The sequence below is a fragment of the Rubrimonas cliftonensis genome, assembly GCF_900107585.1.
Taxonomy (GTDB): domain Bacteria; phylum Pseudomonadota; class Alphaproteobacteria; order Rhodobacterales; family Rhodobacteraceae; genus Rubrimonas; species Rubrimonas cliftonensis.
Genome location: NZ_FNQM01000002.1, coordinates 217,930 through 238,735, shown reverse-complemented (window position 1 = coordinate 238,735; position 20,806 = coordinate 217,930). Strand labels below are relative to the sequence as shown.

The window sequence follows — 20,806 nt, the reverse complement described above, 5'->3', positions numbered from 1 at the left end:
GCCGCGCGCGGCGCGGGGTCAACCCGTCATGCCGAACTTGTCGGTGAGCCGCGTCATCACCGAAGGCGTCACGAAGGCGGAGACGTCGCCGCCGAGACGCGCGATCTCCTTAACGAGCTTCGAGGCGATGGCCTGGTGATTGGCCTCGGCCATGAGGAACACCGTCTCGATCTCGTCGTTGAGCGCGCGGTTCATGCCGACCATCTGGAACTCGTACTCGAAGTCGGACACGGCGCGCAGCCCGCGGAAGATCACGCCGGCGCCGACATCCTCGGCGAAGTGCATCAGCAGGTTTTCGAAGGGCCGCACCTCGATGTCGGCGCCGGCGTCGCGCACTGGCGCGAGTTCCTCCTCCAGCATCTCGACCCGCTCCTCCAGCTTGAAGAGCGGGCCCTTGTCGCGGTTGATCGCCACGCCGATCACCAGCCGGTCGACCAGCTTGGCCGCGCGGCGGATGATGTCGGAATGGCCGAGCGTCACGGGATCGAACGTCCCGGGATACAGTCCGATGCGCACGCGCCCCTCCTCGCGGCTTCATGAGCGTCGCAGGCAACATTCTTGCGCGCGCCGGGTCAAGTGCGGCGCATCGCGCGGTTCAGGCGGTTTCGGGCGGGCAAGGCGGATCGGGCGCCCGCGGCTGTCGGCGTCGCGCCCGCCCCGGAGGCCGATCCGGCGATCGAACCGATGCGGGGCGCAGAGCGCCGCGGGGCGTCCGGCCACGCCGCCCGATCCGCCCGGAGAGGCGTGCGGCCCGGTCGCGCTTCGACGCCGCCCTCTCGGCCTCCGCCCGCGTCGCCTCGCCGTCGGTAGCCGCGCGCGAGCGTCGCGACGCAGGCGGGCGTGACCATGGCGCGGCTCAGAAGCCCTTCACCATGTCCTCCAGCGCCGAACGCTCCATCTCGATCTCGCTCATGCGGTATTTCACCACGTCGCCGATGGAGATGACGGCGCTGAGCTGGCCGTCGCGCACCACCGGCATGTGGCGGAAGCGCCCTCTGGTCATGCGCTGGAGCACGTCGAGAGCGCGGTCGCCGTCCGCCGCGAACTCCACCCCCGTCGTCATGACGCTGGAGACCGGCCGCTGCAGGCAGGCCGCGCCGTGCTCGGCCAGCACGCGCACGACGTCCCGCTCCGAGATGATGCCCTCCACCCGCCGGCCGTCGCCCGAGACGACCAGCGCGCCGATCTTGCGCGCGGCCAGTTCGCGGACGCACTCGGCCAGCAGCGCGTCGGGCCGGATGGTGGAGACGTCGCGAGAGCCCTTCTGCTGCAGGATCGCCGTCACCGTCATGTCGCATTCCCTCCCTGCGTGCGGCCCCGGCGGGCCATTCTCTTGAGGGAATGGTGCGCGCAGACGCCGCTCATTGCAATGAACGACAAGCCGCAGCCGCGCGGCTGTGGTCAGCCGCGCCCGACGAAAGGCATCTTCGTCGCCATCACCGTCATGAACTGGACGTTCGCCTCCAGCGGGAGGGAGGCCATGTGGAGCACCGCGTCGGCGACATGGGCGACGTCCATCACCGGCTCGACCTTCATCGAGCCGTCCGCCTGCGGCACGCCCTTCGTCATCGCCGCCGTCATGTCGGAAGCCGCGTTGCCGATGTCGATCTGGCCGCAGGCGATGTCATGCTGGCGGCCGTCGAGCGAAATCGTCTTGGTGAGCCCGGTTATCGCGTGCTTGGAGGCGGTGTAGGCGATCGACCCGATGCGCGGCGCATGGGCCGAGATCGAGCCGTTGTTGACGATGCGCCCGCCCTTCGGCGCCTGCGCGCGCATCATGCGGAACGCCCCGCGCGCGACGAGGAAGGCGCCGTCGAGGTTCACCGAGACCAGCCGGCGCCAGTCCTCCCAGCTCACGTCGCCCGTCTCCGTCGCGGGCATCGCAGCGCCGGCGTTGTTGAAGACGACGTCGAGGCGGCCGAAGCGGTCGAGGATGGCGGCGAAAAGGGCGTCGACGGCAGTGGGGTCGGTCACGTCGCAGGCGACGCCAAGCGTCTCCGCGCCGCCAGCCGCCGCGGCCTCGGCCGCCTGCGCCACGGCGTCGGCGCGTCGCGCGGCATAGACGACGCGCGCCCCGGCCCTGGCGAAGGCGTCCGCCGTCGCGCGCCCGATCCCCTGGCTCGCGCCCGTCACCAGCGCGACCTTGCCTGAAACGCCCATGCTCATGTCCCCTCTCCGCCAGTCGTCGGGCGGGACATTCGGCGCTCGCGCGGCGGGCGGCAAGCCCGACGGCTCAGCGGCGCAGCAGACCCTTTAGCGCGTCGAAGGGAGAGGTGGGCCCGTCAGCGCCCTGCGCCTGCGGCCGGGCGGGGGCGGCGTCCGGGCCCGCTTGCGGCCGCGCCTCCGGCTTCAGCGGTCTTGGCGGCTTCGGCGGGGCCATGCGCAGCGCGACGGCGTTCTGGAAGCCGGCCGCGTCGCCCGCCGCAAGTTTCGCAACGCCGTCGCAGACGCCGGCGAGCATGTCGTCGAGCCACTCCCGGTCGGCCTTGTGGAAGGGGTGCAGCACATAATCCGCGACACGGTTCTTGTCGCCGGGATGGCCGATGCCCATCCGCACGCGCGCATAGTCCGGCCCGATGTGCTGGTGGAGCGAGCGCAGCCCGTTGTGGCCGGCGTGGCCGCCGCCCAGCTTCACCCGCAGCTTGCCAGGCGCGAGGTCGAGCTCGTCATGGAACACCACGATCTCCGACGGCGCGAGCTTGTGGAAGCGCGCCGCCTCGCCGACCGACTGGCCGGAGAGGTTCATGAAGGTCTCGGGCTTGAGCAGCATGACCTTCTCGCCGCCCAGCACGCCCTCGGCGAGCCGGCCCTGGAACTTCGCGCGGAAGGGCGCGAAGGCGTGGGCTTCGGCGATGGCGTCCAGCGCCATCCAGCCGATATTGTGCCGCGTGTCGGCGTAGCGGGGGCCCGGGTTTCCCAGCCCGACGAACAGACGCATCGACCCGATCCTTTCGCCCCCTGAAACGGCTGCGCCGCCCGGCGAGGGGCGGCGCGCGTCTTTCGGGGCCCCGTCCTTGGGGCCAAAGGGCGCGGCGGGGCTCAAGCCTCCGCCGCCTCCTCGCCCTCGCCTTCCTCGCCGGCGTCGACGAAGCCGGACGGCGTCGCGATCGAGCAGATGACGAAGTCGCGGTCCGTGATCGTCGGCGTCACGCCGGCCGGCAGCGTCACCGCCGAGATCTTGATGACGTCGTTGAGCTGCGCAGCGCCGAGGTCGACCTCGATGCGGTCGGGGATGCTCCCCGCCGTCACGTTCAGCTCCACCTCGTGACGCACCACGTTCAGCGTGCCGCCGCGCTTGAGGCCGGGGCAGGTTCCCTGGTTCAGGAACTCGACCGGGATGAACAGCTTGATGCGCGAGCGCTCGCTGAGGCGCTGGAAGTCGACATGCGTCGGCATGTCCTTCACCACGTCGCGCTGCACGGCGCGGCAGATCACGCGGTTGTCCTTGCCGTCCACCACGACGTTGTGCAGGCTCGACAGGAACTTGCCCTTCTTGAGCAGCTTCAGCAACTCGTTGAACTTGACGTTGATCGGCTGCGGGGCTTCCCCGCCGCCATAGATCACGCCGGGAACGAGTCCATTGCGTCGCGCAGTACGGGCGGCCCCCTTGCCCGTCCCCTCGCGCGCCGTGGCCTCGAGCGTCGTCGTTGCGCCCATGGTCGGCTCCTTCAAGGTTGATGCGGCGCGCCTCCAGGGGTGCGGTCGCCGCGGCTGAGCGCGCGTATAATCCACGCGGCGGCCGGAGGGAAGGTCGAATCTGCGACCGCCCCTGCGCGGCGCGGCCCTCTTCGGCTGCCCTGCGCCGCCCGCCCTGCGGCTACCCTGCGCCCGGCCGCCGCGCAGGGCCCTCTTGACCCCCCGCCTTGCGTGCTGAGGAATGGCGCAGGGAGGAACTATCGTGAAAATCGCAGTCGTCGACCCTAACGCCTGGTTCGTGCAGGGGCTGGACGCAGTCCTGCGCGAAGAGGGCCGTTTCTCCATCGCCTTCGCCGACGAGACCGGCGAGCGGCTCATGCGCGAGGCCAAGATCGCGGGCGTCGACCTCGCGGTGGTCTGCGCCCGACTCGGGGCGGCCGGCGCGGCGGAGGGGGGCGGCGCCGGGGGCGGCGGCCTCGTGCCGTATCTCGAGAAGCTTCGGCGCCGCCAGCCGGAGGTCCGGGCCATCGCGCGGCTGCGCGCCGCCACGCCCGCCCGCGTGCGCGACGCGATGCAGGCCGGCGCGCGCGGCTGCGTCACCGAGGCCGACCCGCCGGAGACGCTGCTTGAGGCGATCCGCGCCGTCGCGGCCGGTCGCTCCAGCTTTCCCTACGTCGATTTCGAGATGCTGCGCTCGGACCCGTTCGAGCGGCTGACCGCGCGCGAGCGCGACGTGCTTGGCGCGCTCGCGCAGGGCTGGACGAACGACCAGATCAGCGCTCGGCTCGGCATCTCCCCCAACACCGTCAAGCATCACCTCAAGGTTCTGTTCTCCAAGCTCGACGTGCCCAACCGGGCCGCCGCGGTGGCGCGCTACCTGACCGAACGCGCCATGTGAGCCCCCGACGCGGGCTGGATCCGGCGCGTTCGATGCGCCGGACGCCGCGCTGCGCGCCGCCCACGGCGCCCCTCGGCCCGGCCGACGAGACGGCGGCCCGCCTCGGTCGGCGCCCCCGCGACGATCGCCGGCCGCGCCTTGCGGGATCCGGCGCATCGCATGGCGGCCATGCGCGCCATCCTCGGCCGGTGCGGCGGCAGGCGTGACTGGAGGCGACCGCCCCCCGGAGGACGCGACCCGCAGCGTGAATTGGGGCGCGAACTGGGGCGCGAACTGGGGCGGCCCGAACGGGTGATGCGCCCCTACCCGCCCGGCGAGCGTTTTGTCTCCGGCGGAGGGTTCTGCGAATCAGGCGCCCAGCGCAATAAAGTTGCGGAGATTCGCACAGCGCCCCGCTTCAGAGGCGCGCACCTGGAGGAGATTGCGCCATGAAGACCGGCATCAACCACCTGTTCATTCCCGGCCCGACCAACGTCCCCGAGCGCGTGCGACAGGCGATGAACGTGCCGATGCAGGACATGCGCGCACCCGACTTCGGCGACCTCACGAAGCCGCTGTTCGCAGGGCTGAAGAATATTCTGCGCACCGAGACCGGCACGGTCTTCATGTTCCCCGGCTCCGGCACCGGCGCCTGGGAAGCCGCGATCACCAACACGCTGAACCCCGGCGACAAGGTGCTGATGAGCCGCTTCGGCCAGTTCAGCCACCTCTGGCATGAGATGGCCGAGCGTCTCGGCCTCGACGTCCATGTGATCGACGTCGAGTGGGGCCGGGGCGTGCCGGTCGAGGACTACGCCGCCGTCCTCGCCGCCGACGGGGCGCACGCCATCAAGGCCGTGTTCGCCACCCACAACGAGACCGCCACCGGCGTATCGTCCGACATCGAGGGCGTCCGCAAGGCGCTGGACTTCAGCGGCCACCCCGCGATGCTGTTCGTGGACGGCGTGTCCGCCGTCGGCTCGATCGACTTCCGCATGGACGACTGGGGCGTGGACCTGATCGTGACGGGTTCGCAGAAGGGCCTGATGCTGCCCGCCGGCCTCGGCGTGCTCGGCGTCAGCGCGAAGGCGCTGGAGGCGTCGAAGTCGGCCAGGATGCGCCGCGCCTATTTCGAATTCGCCGACATGCTGAAGCTGAACGGCGACGGCTACTTCCCCTACACGCCGCCCACGCAGCTGTTCCACGGCCTGCGGGTCTCGCTCAAAATGATCCTCGAGGAAGAAGGCCTCGACAACGTCATCGCGCGCCATGCGCGCCTCGCCGAGGGCGTGCGCCGCGGCGTCGCCGCCTGGGGCCTCAAGATCTGCGCCCAGCCCGGCTTCGAGAGCGACACCGTGACCACCATCATGGTCCCCGAGGGCGTGGACGCGGTGAAGGTGATCCGCACCGGCTACGACGCCTACAACACCTCCTTCGGCTCGGGCCTCGCGCGGCTCGCCGGCAAGGCGTTCCGGATCGGCCATCTGGGCGATCTGAACGAGGGCATGTGCCTGACCGCGCTCTCGGTCGCGGGCATGGCGCTGCGTGACAACGGCGCGATGATCGACACCGGCGCCGGCGTCGCCGCAGCTTCCGAATACTACCGCGAGGCGCGCGCCGGCGCCGCCGCGAAGATGGCCGCCGAATAGAGTTTCCGGAACCTCCCTGACTCCCGGGCTCGTCGCGCCTTGAGCGGCGGCCCGGGGCTTTTTTTCCGGTTTCTCGACAAAGGATCAGCGCCATGAGCCATACGCTTCACCCCCTTCGCCGCCAGCGCCTGCAGCGCAGCACGCTCGCGGTGCCCGCCTCCAACCCCGGCATGGTCGAGAAGGCCGCCGAGAGCGAGGCCGACGTCGTGTTCCTCGACCTGGAGGACGCCGTCGCCCCCCCCGAGAAGGAGCAGGCGCGCAAGAACGCCGTGCAGCTCCTGAACGACATCGACTGGCGCGGCAAGGGCAAGACCGTGTCGGTGCGCATCAACGGCCTCGACACCCATTACATGTATCGCGACGTGGTCGACCTGCTGGAGCAGGCCGGCGAGAAGGTGGATACGCTGCTGGTCCCCAAGGTCGGCGTCACGGGCGACCTCTACATGGTCGACGCGATGATCAACCAGATCTCCGCGGCCAAGGGCCTCAAGAACAATGTCTGCATCGAAGTGCTGATCGAGACGGCGCTCGGCATGGCCAATGTCGAGGATATCGCCCGCTTCGCCGCGCTCTCCTGCCCGCGCGTGGAGGTGCTGCACTTCGGGGTCGCCGACTACGCGGCCTCGATGCGCGCCCGCACCACCAACATCGGCGGGCTGAACCCCGACTATCCCGGCGACCAGTGGCACGCCTCGATCACGCGGATGGTCATCGCCTGCCGCGCCTACGGCCTTCGCGCATGCGACGGGCCCTTCGGCGACTTCTCCGACCCCGAGGGCTACATGGCCGGCGCCCGCCGCGCCGCGGCGCTCGGCTGCGAGGGCAAGTGGGCGATCCACCCCAGCCAGATCAAGCTCGCCAACGAGGTGTTCTCGCCGCCGCCCGCCGAGGTGGAGAAGGCCCGCAACATCATCGCGGCGCTGCGCGAGGCGGAGGCGCAGGGCCGTGGCGCCGCCTCGCTCGACGGCAAGATGATCGACGCGGCCAGCGAGAAGATGGCCAACAACGTTCTGGTGATCGCCGAGGCCATCGCCGCCAAGGCCGGCGCCGCGCAGGCGGCCTGACCCGCGCGCCCGGCGCCGCGAAAGGGGTCGGGCCGCTTCGCACACCACGCGCAAACAAGAAACGTCAGGAGGAATAAGCCCATGGATATCCACGAGTATCAGGCCAAGGAACTGCTGGCGGGCTATGGCATCCCGGTGCCGGTCGGCGGCCTTGCCTACAGCCCCGAACAGGCCAGCTACCGCGCCCGCGAGATCGGCGGCGATCGCTGGGTCGTGAAGGCGCAGATCCACTCCGGAGGCCGCGGCGAGGCCGGCGGCGTGCGCATCTGCTCCTCCGAGACCGAGATCCAGGAGGCCGCCTCCGACATGCTCGGCCGCCGCCTCGTCACACGCCAGACCGACAGCCGCGGCAAGCTGGTCGGCCGCCTCTATGTCGAGGAGGCCACCGACATCGCGCAGGAGCTCTACCTCGGCATCGTGCTCGACCGCGCCTCCGAGCGGATCATGCTGGTCGCCTCCAGCGCCGGCGGCATGGAGATCGAGGAGATCGCCGTCGAGGAGCCGGACTCGCTGCTGCGCATTTCGATCGACCCCGCCGCGGGCCTGCTGGAGTACCAGGCGCGCGAACTGGCCTTCGGGCTGGGGCTCGACAGCCGGCTCGTCAACAAGCTCGTCAAGATCCTGATGGCCTCCTACCGCGCCTTCCGCGACCTCGACGCCACCATGGTCGAGATCAACCCGCTGGTCGTCACCGGCTCCGACGATCTCGTGGCGCTCGACGCCAAGATGAGCTTCGACGACAATGCGCTGTTCCGCCGGCCGCAGATCAGCGAACTGCGCGACCGCAGCCAGGAGGACCCGCGCGAGAGCGCCGCCGCAGACCGCGGCCTCGCCTATGTCGGCCTCGAAGGCGACATCGGCTGCATGATCAACGGCGCCGGGCTGGCGATGGCCACGATGGACATGATCAAGCTCGCCGGCGGCGCGCCCGCGAACTTCCTCGACATCGGCGGCGGCGCGAGCCCCGAGCGCGTGCTGAAGGCGTTCCGCGTCGTGCTCGGCGACGCCAACGTGAAGGTGATGCTGGTCAACATCTTCGCCGGCATCAACCGCTGCGACTGGGTCGCGGAGGGCGTGGTTCAGGCGTTCCAGAAGCTCGACGTGCAGATGCCCGTGATCGTCCGGCTCTCGGGCACCAATGTCGACGAGGGCCGCCGCATCATCGCCCAGAGCGGCCTGCCGATCATCACCGCCGAGACGCTGGCCGAGGCCGCCGAGAAGGCCGTCGCCGCCCGCCCCACCGCCGAAAAAGCCGCCTGAGGGAGGGAACCATGGCCATTCTCATCGACAAGTCGACGCCGATCATCGTCCAGGGCATCTCCGGCCGAATCGGCATGTTCCACACCGAGCAGGCGATCAACTACGGCGCCAACATCGTCGGCGGCGTGACGCCGGGCCGCGGCGGCGAGACCATGCTGGGCAAGCCCGTGTTCAACACGGTGAAGGGCGCGGTCGCCGAGACCGGCGCGGAGGCCTCCATGGTGTTCGTTCCGCCACCCTTCGCAGCCGACGCGATCATGGAGGCCGCTGACGCCGGCGTGCGCCTCGCCGTCTGCGTGACCGACGGCATCCCCTCGCAGGACATGATGAAGGTCAAGCGCTACCTGCGCCGCTACCGCGCCGAGACGCGGCTGCGGCTGGTGGGGCCGAACTGCGCTGGCGTGATCTCACCCGGCAAGTCGATGATGGGCATCATGCCCGACCACATCTACAGCGAGGGGCGCATCGGCATCGTCGGCCGCTCGGGCACGCTCGGCTACGAGGCGGCGAGCCAGCTCAAGACGCTGGGCCTCGGCGTGTCGACCTCGGTCGGCATCGGCGGCGACCCGATCAACGGCTCCTCGTTCCGCGACATCCTGGAGCTGTTCGAGAACGACCCCGAGACCGACGCGGTGCTGATGATCGGCGAGATCGGCGGCCCGCAGGAAGCCGAGGGCGCGCGCTACTGGCGCGAGAACATGAAGAAGCCGCTCGCGGCCTATGTCGCCGGCCTGTCGGCGCCCAAGGGCCGGAAGATGGGCCACGCCGGCGCCATCATCTCCGCCTTCGGCGAGAGCGCGCAGGAGAAGGTGACGCTGCTGCAGGAGCTTGGCGTCACGATCTGCCCCAACCCCTCCTCGATGGGCGAAACCGTCGCGAGGATGGTGGGCGCCGAGGCGATGGCCTGATCGCGGTCCGGCGCGGCGAACGCCGCGCCGGCTACCGCAGCAGCAGACGCTCGATCGCCTCGTCGAAGCCGTCGAGCGACATCGTCGTGCGCCGCGGCGACGACTCGCCGTATCGAAACAGGTCGATCGCCACCACGCCGCTGTCGCGCATGGCCGTCTCGGCCTCGGCGTCGAGTTGCACGATCGCGCGACATCCGCTCTCTTCGCAGAACTGATATCCGGCGCGCAGCGGAGCGCCCTTCTCGGCGATGATCTGCACGCCGGGCTGGAGCGCCACCATGAGCGGCACGTTCACGATCGCGGTCAGGCCGTCTGTCTCCGGGTCGCGCACGATGGAAAGCGATACGTTCAAGCGACCTGTCTCACGTTCGACCAGCGCGGAGTAGACTTGGCACGCTCCGGCGGAGCATGAGAAAGCCCAGTCGTCGAAGGTCTCGAAATCTGCCGCGGCGCCGTCCTGCGCCAGCGCGCCGGACGCGAGGGCGAAGGCGAGGCCGCCGGCGACGCATGCAGCCGTTCTGTTCATGGCGCGGAAACTCTCTTCCATCCAGAAATTTGGACCCGGCCATTCGGACCGGGGCACGGCCACCACTATACGACCTTGCAGGTGGCGGGTGAAGCAGCGATCGGGCGCGCCTCGCCGTGCGCCGCTCCATCACGCCGAAGGCGCCGAGACCGCCGAGCACCAGCGAGGGCCCGCGGGGCAGCGCGGCGGCTCAGGCCTGATCGGCCAGGTCCGCCCCGCCGAATTCCCCGCCGCCGGCCAGCGCCGCCACGTTGAGCAGTCCGCGCGCGCTCATCGTCGGGGTGACGATGTGGGCGGCGCCTTGCATCCCCATCAGGATCGGGCCGACCTGCAGCCCCCCGGCCAGCGACTTCAGCACGTTCTTCGCCGCCGTCGCCGCATCCATGGACGGCATGATGAGCAGGTTCGCCGCGCCTTCCAGCCGGGAATTGGGAAATATCCGCTCGCGCAGCGCGGGGTCGACCGCGACATCGACATGCATCTCGCCTTCATAGTCGAAATCCGCCCCCTCGGCGTCGAGCAGGCGCACCGCCGACTGCGCGCGCTCCGACGCCGCGTCGCGCAGGTTGCCGAAGTTCGAGGCGCTGATGAAGGCGACCTTGGGCGTTATCCCGAACAGGCCCAGCTCCGACGCCGCCGCCCGCGCGATCTCGACGAGCTGAGCCGGCGTCGGCTCGGCGTGAACCTGCGTGTCGGCGATGAAGATCGGCCCGCTGTCGAGGATCATCGCCACGAGCGCCCCGATGGGCCGGCGCTTGCCGTCCCGGCACAGAACGGTCCGGATGTAGTTGAGATGCCAGAGATACTGCCCGAACAGCCCGCAGATCACGCTGTCGGCCTCGCCCCGATGCACCATGACCGCGCCGATGGCGGTGGTGTTGGTGCGCATGATCGCGCGGGCGAGGTCGGGCGTGACGCCCTCGCGCCTGGTGAGGTTGTAGTAGTCGCGCCAGTAGTCGCCGTAGCGCGGGTCGTCCTCGGGGTCGCAGGGCTCGAAGTCGCGCCCGACCTCCAGCGGCAGGCCGAGCTTCTCGATGTTGGCGGCGAGCACGCGGCGGCGGCCGATCAGCACCGGCCGGTCGACGCCCTCCTGCGCCATGGCGAGCGCGGTGCGAAGGGCGCGCTCGTCCTCGCCCTCGGCGAAGACGACGCGGCGGCGCACCTGCCGTGCGCGCTCGAAGATCGGCTTCATCAGGAAGCCCGAGCGGTACACGGTGCGCTCCAGACGCTCGCGATAGGCGGGCATGTCCGTGATCGGTCGGGTGGCGACGCCGCTCTCCATCGCGGCTTCGGCGACGGCGGCCGCAACCGTCGCCAGCAGCCTCGGGTCGAAGGGCTTGGGGATGAGGTAGTCGCGGCCGAAGACCAGGCGCTCGCCGGCGTAGACCCGCGCGGCCTCCTCGGTGCCCGGCGCGTGGGCGAGATCGGCGATGGCGGTGGCGCAGGCGATCTTCATCGCCTCGTTGATCTCGGTAGCGCCGCAGTCGAGCGCGCCGCGGAAAATGAACGGAAAGCACAGGACGTTGTTGACCTGGTTGGGATAGTCGCTGCGGCCCGTCGCAATCATCGCATCCGGCCGCGCCGCGCGCGCGATCTCGGGCATGATCTCGGGGTTGGGGTTGGCGAGCGCGAGGATGATGGGGTTGGGCGCCATGGCCGCCACCATCTCGGGCTTCAGCACCCCCGGCCCGGAGAGGCCGAGGAAGAGATCGGCGCCGACCATCGCCTCGGCCAGCGTCGGGCCAGGGCCGGGGAGCGCGTAGTCGGGCTTGCGGCCGTCAAGAGGGCGCTGCAGGTGCACCAGCCCGTCGCGGTCGTAGAGGATGATGTTCTCGCGCCTGACGCCCAGATGGCGCAGCAGGTCGAGACAGGCGATGCCCGCCGCGCCGCCGCCGGTGGAGACGACGCGCAGATCCTCGAACCGCTTCTCGCCCAGCCGCAGCGCGTTGGTGACGGCGGCGGCGACGACGATGGCCGTGCCGTGCTGGTCGTCGTGGAAGACCGGAATGCCCATGGTCTCGCGGCAGAGCCGCTCGACCTCGAAGCAGGCCGGCGCCGAGATGTCCTCCAGGTTCACCGCGCCGAAGGTCGGCTCCAGCGCGGCGACGATGGCGGCCAGCTTCGCGGGGTCGGTCTCCGCCACCTCAATGTCGTAGCAGTCGATGCCTGCGAACTTCTTGAACAGCGCCGCCTTGCCCTCCATCACCGGCTTGGAGGCCAGCGGCCCGATGTCGCCGAGACCCAGCACCGCCGTGCCGTTGGAGACCACCGCGACGAGGTTCTGCCGCCCGGTGAAGCGCGCCGCCGCGGTCGGGTCGTCGCGGATCGCGAGGCACGCGGCGGCGACGCCGGGGCTGTAGGCCAGCGAGAGGTCGCGGCTGGTGGCCATCGGCTTGGTGACGCGCACCTCCAGTTTCCCCGGCCGTCCCGCCTCATGGTAGGCGAGCGCCTGCGCGCCCAGTTCGTCGCCCGTGTCGCTCATGTCGGCTCCCCCCGCCCCTGCCGTTCCAACCTGCCCCGGTTCCATCCGGGCTCTTGTCGACAGGCACAATACACAGGCCCGCGCCGGCGCGAAGCCGCTCCGCGGCAGGGCGCGGCGGATTGGACCGGTCTGCGGCCAGCGGCGCGGCGGCCCCTTGACGCGGCGCGGCGCGCGCGGCAGGCGGAAAGGGTCGCGTCGGCCCAGGCGAGGGGAAAGCCATGAAAGACATCCTTGAGCAACTCGAGGCGCGCCGCGCCGTGGCTCGGCTCGGCGGCGGCGCGCAACGGATCGAGGCCCAGCACGCCAAGGGCAAGCTCACCGCGCGCGAGCGGGTCGAGGCGCTGCTCGATGAGGGCTCGTTCGAGGAATATGACATGTTCGTGGCGCATCGCTGCCACGACTTCGGCATGGCCGAGACGACCTATCCGGGCGACGGCGTGGTGACTGGCTGGGGCACGATCAACGGCCGGCAGGTCTATGTCTTCAGCCAGGACTTCACGGTGTTCGGCGGCTCGGTCAGCGAGACGGTGGCCGCGAAGATCTGCAAGATCATGGACATGGCGATGCGCAACGGCGCGCCGGTGATCGGGCTGAACGACAGCGGCGGCGCCCGCATCCAGGAGGGCGTGGGCTCGCTCGCGGCCTATGGCGACGTGTTCCAGCGCAACATCGAGGGCTCGGGCGTCATCCCGCAGATCAGCGTCATCATGGGCCCCTGCGCCGGCGGCGCGGTATACTCGCCGGCCATGACCGACTTCATCTACATGGTGAAGGGCTCAAGCTACATGTTCGTGACCGGGCCGGACGTGGTGAAGACCGTCACCAACGAGACCGTGACCGCCGAGGAGCTGGGCGGCGCCAAGACCCACACCTCGAAAAGCTCGGTGGCCGACGCCGCCTTCGAGAACGACGTCGAGACGCTGGCGGAGGTGCGCCGGCTGGTGGACTTCCTGCCGCTCTCCAACCGAGAGACGCCGCCCCAGCGGCCGTTCTTCGACAGTCCCGAGCGGCTGGAGGAGAGCCTGAACAGCCTCATCCCCGACAACCCCAACCAGCCCTACGACATGAAGGAGCTGGTGACGAAGGTGCTCGACGAGGGCGATTTCTGCGAGCAGCAGCGCGATTTCGCCCGCAACATCATCACCGGCTTCGGGCGGATCGAGGGGCGGACGGTCGGCGTGGTGGCGAACCAGCCGATGGTGCTGGCGGGCTGCCTCGACATCGACAGCGCGCGCAAGGCGGCGCGCTTCGTGCGCTTCTGTGACGCGTTCGGCATTCCGCTGCTGACCTTCGTGGACGTGCCGGGCTTTCTGCCGGGGGTGGCGCAGGAATACGCCGGCATCATCAAGCACGGCGCCAAGCTGCTCTACGCCTTCGGCGAGGCGACGGTCCCGAAAGTGACGGTGATCACCCGCAAGGCCTATGGCGGCGCCTATGTCGTGATGGCGTCCAAGCACCTGAAGGGCGACGTCACCTATGCGTGGCCGACCGCCGAGATCGCCGTGATGGGCGCCAAGGGCGCGACGGAGATCCTCTACCGCTCGGAACTGGCCGACCCCGACAGGATCGCCGCCCGCACGAAGGAGTACGAGGACCGCTTCGCCAACCCCTTCGTCGCCGCCGAGCGCGGCTTCATCGACGAGGTGATCATGCCGATGAGCACCCGCCGCCGCGTCGCCCGCGCCTTCGCCGCGCTGAGGGGCAAGCGGGTCGAGACGCCGTGGAAGAAGCACGACAATCTGCCGTTGTGACTGCGGCGCCGCGCATTTCCGAGACGGACGCGGCTCACATATTCAGGGCCGCCCCCGGCCACATGGCCGACACGCCGAAGGCGCGCGACGCGCTGACGCGGCTTGTCGCCGATCCGGCCAACTTCATCGGGCGCGACCGGTACGGAACCGCATGGTATGCTGCGCTCGAGGAAGACGGCGCCCAGATCTGGGCGCAGGTCAGGGGCGACCGGATCAGGAATGGCGGCAGAAACGAAAGGCCCCGCGACTATTTCAGCGTGGCGACAGGATCGGCGCGCGAAGGAGGCGACGATGGATAGTCTCACACCGGACCAGGCCCATCGGGCGATGCGCGGCTTTCTGGAGCAGAGGCTCGCGAGAGATCCCCAGGCGGAAGTCGCGCAGGTGCTCAGCGACACCGCGATGCTGCCGGACGGCCGCACCGCGGACCCGGCGAGCCTGCGCGAATGGCTCGACTGCGTCGCGGACGTGCTGAGCGAAGACGCCGCGCCGCGGCGCGCCGCATCGTGACCGCGCGGGAGGCGTCGTGACTGCGCGACGCGACGAGATGCGCTTCCACACCCTGCCCGCCGGCCCGCGCCCCGTCGCGCCGTTCTCGCATGCGGTCGAGAGCGACGGGTGGGTGATCCTGACCGGGCAGATGCCGACCGACCCGGCGGCCCCCGACGCGCCGTTGCCGGAAGGCGTCGAGGCGCAGACGCGGCGGGTGATGGAGAACCTCCGCCTCGTGCTGGGCGAGCTCGGGCTGGGGCTGGAGCATGTGGCGCAGTGCCGCTGCTTCCTGACCGGGTTCGAGCGCGACTACGCCGCGTTCAACGAAACCTACAGGAGCTTCTTTCCCGCCGACCGGCTGCCGGCGCGCACGACGGTCGGCGTCACGGCGCTGGCGGTGGGGGCGCTGGTGGAGATCGACTGCGTCGCCCGCCGGCCGGGCTGAGCCGCGCCGGCGGTTGCGCATCGCGCAAGGGCGACACAGCTAGACGTCTCACAGCCTCTGCGCCCCTCGCTGCGCGGCGGCGACCCCGACCGAAAGACCGCCCCATGAGCAGAACCCTTTTCATCACCGGCGCCTCCAGCGGCATCGGCGCGGCGACGGCGCGCGCGGCGGCTGAGGCCGGCTGGCGCGTTGCGCTGGCCGCGCGCTCCGCCGACAGGCTCGACGCGCTGGTGCGCGAGATCGGCGGCGACGCCCTCGCCCTGCCCTGCGACGCGACCGACGCGGACGCGCTGAAGGCGGCGATGGCGCGCGCGGCGGAGACGTTCGGCGGGCTCGACGCGGCCTTCGCCAACGCGGGCATGGGCGCCAGCGCGGCGGGCGCGGAGAACGGCGACCTCGCCAACTGGCGCGCGATGATCGACGTGAACGTGTGGGGGCTCGTCGCGACCGTGCACGCCGCGCTGCCGCATCTGCGCAAGACGAAGGGCCACATGCTGCTGACCGGCTCGCGCGCGGGCCGCGCGACGCTCAAGGGCTCGGTCTACGGCGCCACCAAGCATTTCGTGCACGGCTTCGGCGAGAACCTCGCCGAGGAGATGCGCGAGTGGGGCGGGCGCTGCACGGTGATCGCGCCGGGCATGGTCGACACGCCCTTCTTCGACGAGGCCAAGCCGCAGGCGCTGAAGGCCGAGGACGTCGCCCGCGCCGTCGTCTATGCGCTGGAGCAGCCGGCGCATGTGACGGTCGGCGAGGTCTATCTCATGCCGAACCCCGAGGGCTGACGCGGCGGCCCGTCCGCGCTACGTCCCTCGCCATGACCGACCCCCGCCTCATCCGCTTCCTCGCCCGCCACGGCGCCACCGGCTTCTTCGCGGGGCTGGCCGCTTTGCTGGGGCTCGTCTGGACCGATGTCGGGCGGATCGGCACGCTGATGGCGGGCTCGGAGGTCGGCTGGCTCGGCTATCTGATGCTCGCCGCGGGCTTCGGCTTCACCGGGGCGGCGGTGGGCATGGGCGTGGCGATCATGAACATGGGGCGCGACCGCTGAGCCCCGAGGCGCTGCGCGCACTGCTGGCGGGGCCGCGGCGCGCCGCGGGCCGCTTCACGCTGGTGGAGCGTGAGGGCGAGACGGTTGTCGCCCCCTGCGCCCTCGCACGCGCGCCGCGCCGGGCGACTTCGGTGGTCTGCGCGACGGAGACCGTCGCGGCGCCGCCCGGCGCGGGGCGACTGTGGCGGGCGCGCATGGCGACGGCGGCGCGGCAGGATCTGTGGCGCCGGCTGAGCCGGATGCGCGGGCTCGCGCCGGTGGTTCATGTCGTTTCAGGCGAGGACAGGGCGCAGGTGACGCTGGCGGCGGTCTTTCTCGACGGCGCCGCCGCGACGTCCGGGACGCTGGACGCCCTGAGACAAATCTTTCATGAGGGAGGCGCGCGGCGCTGGCGGCGGTGGGCCGATCGCGCCGCGTCGGAGCCACGCTCCGACCGAGACGCCGGCCCCGGGGGATGCGCATGTTCAAGAAGATCCTGATCGCCAACCGCGGGGAGATCGCCTGTCGGGTCGTCAAGACCGCGCGGAAAATGGGGATCGGGACGGTCGCGGTCTATTCCGACGCCGACCGGGACGCGCTGCATGTGCGCATGGCCGACGAGGCCGTGCACATCGGCCCGCCCCCCGCCGCCGAGAGCTACATCGCCATGGACAAGGTGCTGGCCGCCATCCGCGACAGCGGCGCCGAGGCGGTGCACCCCGGCTACGGCTTCCTGTCCGAGCGCGCCGAGTTCGCCCGCGCGCTCGAGGAGACGGGCGTCGCCTTCATCGGGCCGCCGGCTTCCGCGATCGACGCCATGGGCGACAAGATCACCTCCAAGAAGCTCGCCGCGGAGGCCGGCGTCTCCACGGTGCCCGGCCACATGGGGCTGATCGCGGACGCCGACGAGGCCGTGAAGATCGCCGGCGAGATCGGCTATCCGGTGATGATCAAGGCGTCGGCGGGCGGCGGCGGCAAGGGGATGCGCATCGCCTGGAACGACGCAGAGGCGCGCGAGGGCTTCCAGTCGTCGAAGAACGAGGCCAAGGCGAGCTTCGGCGACGACCGCATCTTCATCGAGAAGTTCGTCACACAGCCGCGGCACATCGAGATCCAGGTGCTCGGCGACCGGCACGGCAACGTCATCCACCTCGGCGAGCGCGAATGCTCGATCCAGCGCCGCAACCAGAAGGTCATCGAGGAGGCGCCCTCGCCGTTCCTCGACGCCGGGACGCGCGCCGCGATGGGCGCGCAGGCGGTGGCGCTGGCGAAGGCGGTGGACTACTGCTCCGCCGGCACGGTCGAGTTCATCGTCGACGGCGACCGCAATTTCTACTTTCTGGAGATGAACACCCGGCTTCAGGTGGAGCATCCGGTGACCGAACTCGTCACCGGCCTCGACCTCGTGGAGCTGATGATCCGCGTCGCCGCGGGCGAGCGGCTGCCGCTGGCGCAGGGCGACGTGACGCTCGACGGCTGGGCCATCGAGAGCAGGCTCTACGCCGAAGATCCCTATCGCGGCTTTCTGCCCTCCATCGGCCGGCTGACGCGGTATCGCCCCCCGCAGGAGCGCGGCCTTGCCGGGACGCTTGACCCGGCAACGCCCGAGGGCGCGCTCGGCGGCGCCACGGTGTCGGCCGACGCGCGGTCGCCCGTGAGGGTGCGCAACGACACCGGGGTGTGCGAGGGCGGCGAGATCAGCCGCTACTACGACCCGATGATCGCGAAGCTCTGCACATGGGGGCCCGACCGGGACGCCGCCATCGCAGCGATGCGCGATGCGCTCGATGCTTTCGAGCTGGAGGGCATCGGCCACAACCTGCCCTTCCTCGCCGCCGTGATGGACCATCCGCGCTTCGTAGAGGGACGGCTGACGACCGCCTTCATCGCCGAGGAGTTCCCAGACGGCTTCAACGGCGCCGCCATCGCCGAGGCGGACCTGCGCCGGCTCGCCCATGTCGCCGCGGCCATGCGCGCGGCCGTGGACGCCCGCGCCGCGTCGGTGAGCGGCGTGCTGACGAACCATGAACGCAAGCTGCCGAAGGCCTATGTCGCGACGTTCGGCGACGCGCGGTTCGACGTGGCGCTGAACGGCCGCGGCGCGCCCGACGGCGTGGATCTCGGCGGATGGGCGCCGGGCGCGCGGCTGGCGCGCGTCACGGTGGACGGCGCGCCGATGACGCTCAAGGTCGACCAGCTGACCGAGGGGTTCCGCCTGCGCTGGCGCGGCGCGGACCTTGCGATCGCGGTGCGCTCGCCGCGGCTGGCCGAACTCGCCGCGCTGATGCCCCCGCGCGAGGACGGCGCCAGCGCCAAGCAGCTCCTGTGCCCGATGCCGGGGCTCGTCGTCTCCATCGCCGTCGCGGTGGGCGACGAGGTGCAGGAGGGTCAGACGCTCGCCACGGTCGAGGCGATGAAGATGGAAAACGTCCTGCGCGCCGAGCGCAAGGGCAAGGTCAGGACGATCCACGCCGCGCCCGGCGCGAGCCTCGCGGTCGACGAGGTGATCATGGAGTTCGAGTAGGGCTGGCGCCGCGCTCAGGTTTTTCGCAGACTGGAGACGGACCCGCCCCTATCCTGTTCGATGTGCGGCGGCTGCAAGGAGCGACGCGCATGGAGAGCTTCGGTCCCGTCTGGCTGGGCGTCGTCATCGCCGCGGTCATCACGGCGCTGGTGACGACGGCCGGCTGGTTCGTGAACCACGCGCGCGAGCGCCAGCTGGAGGAGCAGCGCCGGCGCGAGAAGATCATCGACCTGCAGAAGGCTCTGCTGGCGGAAGTGCGCACGCATCGGCGGGAGCTTGAGGAGGACGAGAAGCAGGACGGCGGCTACATGCCGCGCCTGCAACGCCTGCACGGCACGTTCACGCAGGATGCCCAGTTCAAGCCGATCGTCCCGCTGGAGAAGCACGACACCGTGTTCTCGGCGCTGGTGGGCGAGATCCACCTCCTGCCGGGGAATGTCGTGGAGCCCGTCGTGGCCTATTACGCGAAACTGGCGACCCTGTCGGCCTTCATCGCCGACCTGCGCGAGGGGGAGCTGCGCAAGATGCCCGCGCCGCGCCTGATGACCGCGTTCCGCGACATGGTGGCCGTGAAGGTCCGCACGCTGGTTCTGGCGAAGGAGGCCGAGGCGGCGCTTGAAGGCGGCGTGGCGCGGCTGGAGCGCCACGGCCGATGGATCAGTACCAGGGCTTAGGCCCCTCGCGCGGCACGATGGGGCTGTCGTCGAACGGCGGCATCTTGTCGTTGGGACCGGTCATCTCGCCCTCCAATCCATCCGACGGCATCTTACCGCCGTCTACGCAAACGCGCCATGAAATTGGTGGCGGCGGCGGCGCGGTTCAATCGCCTCGCCGCATCTCGCGCCGGCGCATGGGCATGGCGTCGATGAGCGCCTCCAGCCGACCGGGCGGCGTCACGGCGTCGCTGCGCAGCTTCACGCCGCCGTCGAGGCCGATGAGCGCCACCAGAAAGCCGTCCGCGCCAAACCGCCGGCGCAGCGCCGAGCCCGGCGCGGTGTCCACGATCACGACATTGCGGCGCTCGATCATGTCGGCGGCGTCGGCCTCGAACAGCGCGAGCTGCTCGGCGAGACGCGGGTCGTCGGGATCGGCGATCACCACGACCGGGCGCGCCTCCCAGCGCAGCGCGTCAAGGCCCTCCGGGCCCAGTTCGGCGGCCGCGCAAATGGTCAGTCCTGCGAGCATGCACATCATGGCGAGGACATGGCGCGCGCCGCGACCCCGTCCAGCCCGGCGCACGGGCCGGGGAAGACCCCGCGGCGAAGGGACCTTAGCCTGGCCGCCACCGCTCGGAAGAAACATGTCGATGGAGCATGACATCCGCGGAGTTCTGTTCGGGCCATGCCTCGCCCCGGGAGTGCTGGCCGCCTGCGCGCCGGCGAAGCGGCGCGACCGGCTCGCACCCGTGGACGCAGCGCCGCACGACTTCGCGGACCTGCGCGCCCGGTCCGTCGCCGTCGACGCGCTGATGCAGGCGGGCGCCGCGCCGGGCGTCGAGGCGCCGCCGGGCACGCTGATCGCCTTCGCCACCGAGCCGGGCGCCGTCGCCTTCGACGGCGAGGGCCCCAACAGCCCCTACGCCGAGGCGCTGGCGCGGCCCCGCGCGAGCCCGGCGAGCGCATCGAGGACGTGTTCATCCGTGACCGCGGCCTCGTCGCCCGCGTGACCGGCAGCCGGCGGGCGCCCAGGGAGACCTCCTCGCTGACGCGACAGGTGGTGCCGAGCGACCCCGACGCCGGGCCTGGCCGCACCTCCCGCTTCGACGGAAACTGGGTGGGCGCGATGCGCTGCGACGCAAGGCCGATCAGCTGGGGGCGATCCGCGCTGGGCGCGGCCAGAGGGCGACCCGGTGCGCGTCTCCATCACAGGCGGGCGCGGCGTTTGGGCCGCGGGGCCGCCCGAGCCCGAGACGCGCTGGAGCGGCGCCCCCTGCACCGGCGGCTGGAGTTCACGGTGCTCGCAGACGGCGAGGTGCGCGCGCTGGGCGTCGGGACCTGGACGAAGGCCCGCGAATCGGCATCGAGGACGACGTGCTCGACCTCGTCTTCGAGGGGCGCGTGCAGGGCGGCGTCATGCGCATGACGGGCCGCCGCGAGGACCGGCCCTGCGTGATCGAGCTCAAGCGCTTCTGACCGCAGCCCCCTGCTGCGACTCCGCGGGGCGGT

General features: G+C 70.9%; 23 protein-coding genes. 15 read left to right on the top strand and 8 right to left on the bottom strand.

The features are described 5' to 3' along the window. Positions 1-18: 18 nt before the first annotated feature. The 5 genes from coaD to BLW43_RS03780 form a co-directional block, all read right to left on the bottom strand. Complete coding sequence (coaD, locus tag BLW43_RS03800; protein ID WP_093248554.1) at positions 19-516, bottom strand: pantetheine-phosphate adenylyltransferase; 498 nt, start codon at positions 514-516, stop codon at positions 19-21. A gap of 340 nt (positions 517-856) precedes the next feature. Further along, the gene (locus BLW43_RS03795) at positions 857-1,291 is read right to left on the bottom strand and encodes a CBS domain-containing protein (RefSeq protein WP_093248553.1); all 435 of its coding nucleotides are present in this window, start codon (positions 1,289-1,291) and stop codon (positions 857-859) included. A 110-nt stretch (positions 1,292-1,401) separates the two neighbouring features. Continuing rightward, positions 1,402-2,160 (bottom strand): SDR family oxidoreductase, encoded by a 759-nt coding sequence (locus tag BLW43_RS03790; protein ID WP_093249916.1) that lies wholly within the window; start codon positions 2,158-2,160, stop codon positions 1,402-1,404. A 73-nt stretch (positions 2,161-2,233) separates the two neighbouring features. Next, positions 2,234-2,938: an aminoacyl-tRNA hydrolase gene (gene pth / locus BLW43_RS03785; RefSeq protein ID WP_093248552.1), complete on the bottom strand. Its 705-nt coding sequence runs from the start codon at positions 2,936-2,938 to the stop codon at positions 2,234-2,236. A gap of 101 nt (positions 2,939-3,039) precedes the next feature. After that, complete coding sequence (locus tag BLW43_RS03780) at positions 3,040-3,657, bottom strand: 50S ribosomal protein L25/general stress protein Ctc (protein WP_093248551.1); 618 nt, start codon at positions 3,655-3,657, stop codon at positions 3,040-3,042. A gap of 241 nt (positions 3,658-3,898) precedes the next feature. On the opposite strand from BLW43_RS03780, the gene BLW43_RS24240 reads away from it, so the two are divergent. From BLW43_RS24240 to sucD, 5 genes are all read left to right on the top strand, one after another. Continuing rightward, positions 3,899-4,534 (top strand): response regulator transcription factor, encoded by a 636-nt coding sequence (locus tag BLW43_RS24240; RefSeq protein ID WP_245730911.1) that lies wholly within the window; start codon positions 3,899-3,901, stop codon positions 4,532-4,534. 428 nt (positions 4,535-4,962) lie between these two features. After that, on the top strand, positions 4,963-6,162 hold the full coding sequence (locus BLW43_RS03770) for an aminotransferase class V-fold PLP-dependent enzyme (protein ID WP_093248549.1): 1,200 nt from the start codon (positions 4,963-4,965) through the stop codon (positions 6,160-6,162). Between the two features lie 92 nt (positions 6,163-6,254). Next, the gene (locus tag BLW43_RS03765) at positions 6,255-7,226 is read left to right on the top strand and encodes an HpcH/HpaI aldolase/citrate lyase family protein (protein WP_093248548.1); all 972 of its coding nucleotides are present in this window, start codon (positions 6,255-6,257) and stop codon (positions 7,224-7,226) included. A gap of 81 nt (positions 7,227-7,307) precedes the next feature. Further along, on the top strand, positions 7,308-8,486 hold the full coding sequence (locus BLW43_RS03760) for a malate--CoA ligase subunit beta (RefSeq protein WP_093248547.1): 1,179 nt from the start codon (positions 7,308-7,310) through the stop codon (positions 8,484-8,486). 11 nt (positions 8,487-8,497) lie between these two features. After that, entirely contained in the window at positions 8,498-9,394 is an 897-nt protein-coding gene (gene sucD / locus BLW43_RS03755) for a succinate--CoA ligase subunit alpha (protein ID WP_093248546.1), read from the top strand. 31 nt (positions 9,395-9,425) lie between these two features. On the opposite strand, the gene BLW43_RS03750 is transcribed toward sucD, so the two are convergent. Both BLW43_RS03750 and BLW43_RS03745 read right to left on the bottom strand, forming a co-directional pair. Beyond that, complete coding sequence (locus BLW43_RS03750) at positions 9,426-9,920, bottom strand: invasion associated locus B family protein (RefSeq protein WP_175478745.1); 495 nt, start codon at positions 9,918-9,920, stop codon at positions 9,426-9,428. Positions 9,921-10,110: 190 nt separating this feature from the next. Continuing rightward, entirely contained in the window at positions 10,111-12,402 is a 2,292-nt protein-coding gene (locus BLW43_RS03745; protein WP_093248544.1) for an NADP-dependent malic enzyme, read from the bottom strand. 218 nt (positions 12,403-12,620) lie between these two features. On the opposite strand from BLW43_RS03745, the gene BLW43_RS03740 reads away from it, so the two are divergent. The 9 genes from BLW43_RS03740 (at position 12,621) to BLW43_RS03700 (ending at position 19,315) form a co-directional block, all read left to right on the top strand. After that, positions 12,621-14,153: an acyl-CoA carboxylase subunit beta gene (locus BLW43_RS03740; RefSeq protein ID WP_093248543.1), complete on the top strand. Its 1,533-nt coding sequence runs from the start codon at positions 12,621-12,623 to the stop codon at positions 14,151-14,153. Positions 14,154-14,215: 62 nt separating this feature from the next. Next, entirely contained in the window at positions 14,216-14,452 is a 237-nt protein-coding gene (locus BLW43_RS03735; protein WP_139283979.1) for a hypothetical protein, read from the top strand. Further along, positions 14,445-14,663, top strand: a complete 219-nt coding sequence (locus tag BLW43_RS03730) for a hypothetical protein (protein WP_139283978.1) — start codon at positions 14,445-14,447, stop codon at positions 14,661-14,663. Before BLW43_RS03735 ends, BLW43_RS03730 begins: the two co-directional genes overlap by 8 nt. Positions 14,664-14,679: 16 nt before the next feature. Next, on the top strand, positions 14,680-15,090 hold the full coding sequence (locus BLW43_RS03725) for a RidA family protein (RefSeq protein WP_245730910.1): 411 nt from the start codon (positions 14,680-14,682) through the stop codon (positions 15,088-15,090). Positions 15,091-15,194: 104 nt separating this feature from the next. Next, complete coding sequence (locus BLW43_RS03720; RefSeq protein ID WP_093248537.1) at positions 15,195-15,872, top strand: SDR family oxidoreductase; 678 nt, start codon at positions 15,195-15,197, stop codon at positions 15,870-15,872. A 32-nt stretch (positions 15,873-15,904) separates the two neighbouring features. Next, positions 15,905-16,138 (top strand): hypothetical protein, encoded by a 234-nt coding sequence (locus tag BLW43_RS03715; RefSeq protein WP_093248535.1) that lies wholly within the window; start codon positions 15,905-15,907, stop codon positions 16,136-16,138. Between the two features lie 131 nt (positions 16,139-16,269). Next, entirely contained in the window at positions 16,270-16,617 is a 348-nt protein-coding gene (locus BLW43_RS23370) for a hypothetical protein (protein ID WP_093248533.1), read from the top strand. Beyond that, positions 16,599-18,641, top strand: a complete 2,043-nt coding sequence (locus tag BLW43_RS03705; protein WP_093249912.1) for an acetyl-CoA carboxylase biotin carboxylase subunit — start codon at positions 16,599-16,601, stop codon at positions 18,639-18,641. Before BLW43_RS23370 ends, BLW43_RS03705 begins: the two co-directional genes overlap by 19 nt. Positions 18,642-18,730: 89 nt before the next feature. Further along, positions 18,731-19,315 carry a hypothetical protein gene (locus BLW43_RS03700; protein WP_093248530.1) on the top strand — a complete coding sequence of 195 codons (585 nt, stop codon included), beginning with the start codon at positions 18,731-18,733 and terminating at the stop codon, positions 19,313-19,315. A 145-nt stretch (positions 19,316-19,460) separates the two neighbouring features. Here BLW43_RS03700 and BLW43_RS03695 read toward each other — a convergent pair whose 3' ends face one another. After that, positions 19,461-19,826, bottom strand: coding sequence for a DUF4174 domain-containing protein (locus BLW43_RS03695; protein WP_175478744.1), 366 nt, complete (start codon positions 19,824-19,826; stop codon positions 19,461-19,463). Positions 19,827-19,947: 121 nt separating this feature from the next. Between BLW43_RS03695 and BLW43_RS23365 the strand changes: the two genes are divergently transcribed. Beyond that, the gene (locus tag BLW43_RS23365) at positions 19,948-20,307 is read left to right on the top strand and encodes a caspase family protein (RefSeq protein ID WP_175478743.1); all 360 of its coding nucleotides are present in this window, start codon (positions 19,948-19,950) and stop codon (positions 20,305-20,307) included. Positions 20,308-20,806: the final 499 nt, after the last annotated feature.

Coding starts and splice junctions, on each gene's coding strand:
- BLW43_RS03760 (WP_093248547.1), top strand. CDS start 7,308: ATGGATATCCACGAGTATCAGGCCAAGGAACTGCTGGCGGGCTATGGC.
- BLW43_RS03715 (WP_093248535.1), top strand. CDS start 15,905: ATGACCGACCCCCGCCTCATCCGCTTCCTCGCCCGCCACGGCGCCACC.
- BLW43_RS03720 (WP_093248537.1), top strand. CDS start 15,195: ATGAGCAGAACCCTTTTCATCACCGGCGCCTCCAGCGGCATCGGCGCG.
- BLW43_RS03705 (WP_093249912.1), top strand. CDS start 16,599: ATGTTCAAGAAGATCCTGATCGCCAACCGCGGGGAGATCGCCTGTCGG.
- BLW43_RS03780 (WP_093248551.1), bottom strand. CDS start 3,657: ATGGGCGCAACGACGACGCTCGAGGCCACGGCGCGCGAGGGGACGGGC.
- sucD (WP_093248546.1), top strand. CDS start 8,498: ATGGCCATTCTCATCGACAAGTCGACGCCGATCATCGTCCAGGGCATC.
- BLW43_RS03750 (WP_175478745.1), bottom strand. CDS start 9,920: ATGAACAGAACGGCTGCATGCGTCGCCGGCGGCCTCGCCTTCGCCCTC.
- BLW43_RS23365 (WP_175478743.1), top strand. CDS start 19,948: ATGGAGCATGACATCCGCGGAGTTCTGTTCGGGCCATGCCTCGCCCCG.
- BLW43_RS03790 (WP_093249916.1), bottom strand. CDS start 2,160: ATGGGCGTTTCAGGCAAGGTCGCGCTGGTGACGGGCGCGAGCCAGGGG.
- BLW43_RS03700 (WP_093248530.1), top strand. CDS start 18,731: ATGGAGAGCTTCGGTCCCGTCTGGCTGGGCGTCGTCATCGCCGCGGTC.
- BLW43_RS03745 (WP_093248544.1), bottom strand. CDS start 12,402: ATGAGCGACACGGGCGACGAACTGGGCGCGCAGGCGCTCGCCTACCAT.
- BLW43_RS03730 (WP_139283978.1), top strand. CDS start 14,445: ATGGATAGTCTCACACCGGACCAGGCCCATCGGGCGATGCGCGGCTTT.
- BLW43_RS03735 (WP_139283979.1), top strand. CDS start 14,216: ATGGCCGACACGCCGAAGGCGCGCGACGCGCTGACGCGGCTTGTCGCC.
- BLW43_RS03740 (WP_093248543.1), top strand. CDS start 12,621: ATGAAAGACATCCTTGAGCAACTCGAGGCGCGCCGCGCCGTGGCTCGG.
- BLW43_RS03770 (WP_093248549.1), top strand. CDS start 4,963: ATGAAGACCGGCATCAACCACCTGTTCATTCCCGGCCCGACCAACGTC.
- BLW43_RS03765 (WP_093248548.1), top strand. CDS start 6,255: ATGAGCCATACGCTTCACCCCCTTCGCCGCCAGCGCCTGCAGCGCAGC.
- pth (WP_093248552.1), bottom strand. CDS start 2,938: ATGCGTCTGTTCGTCGGGCTGGGAAACCCGGGCCCCCGCTACGCCGAC.
- BLW43_RS03795 (WP_093248553.1), bottom strand. CDS start 1,291: ATGACGGTGACGGCGATCCTGCAGCAGAAGGGCTCTCGCGACGTCTCC.
- BLW43_RS03695 (WP_175478744.1), bottom strand. CDS start 19,826: ATGCTCGCAGGACTGACCATTTGCGCGGCCGCCGAACTGGGCCCGGAG.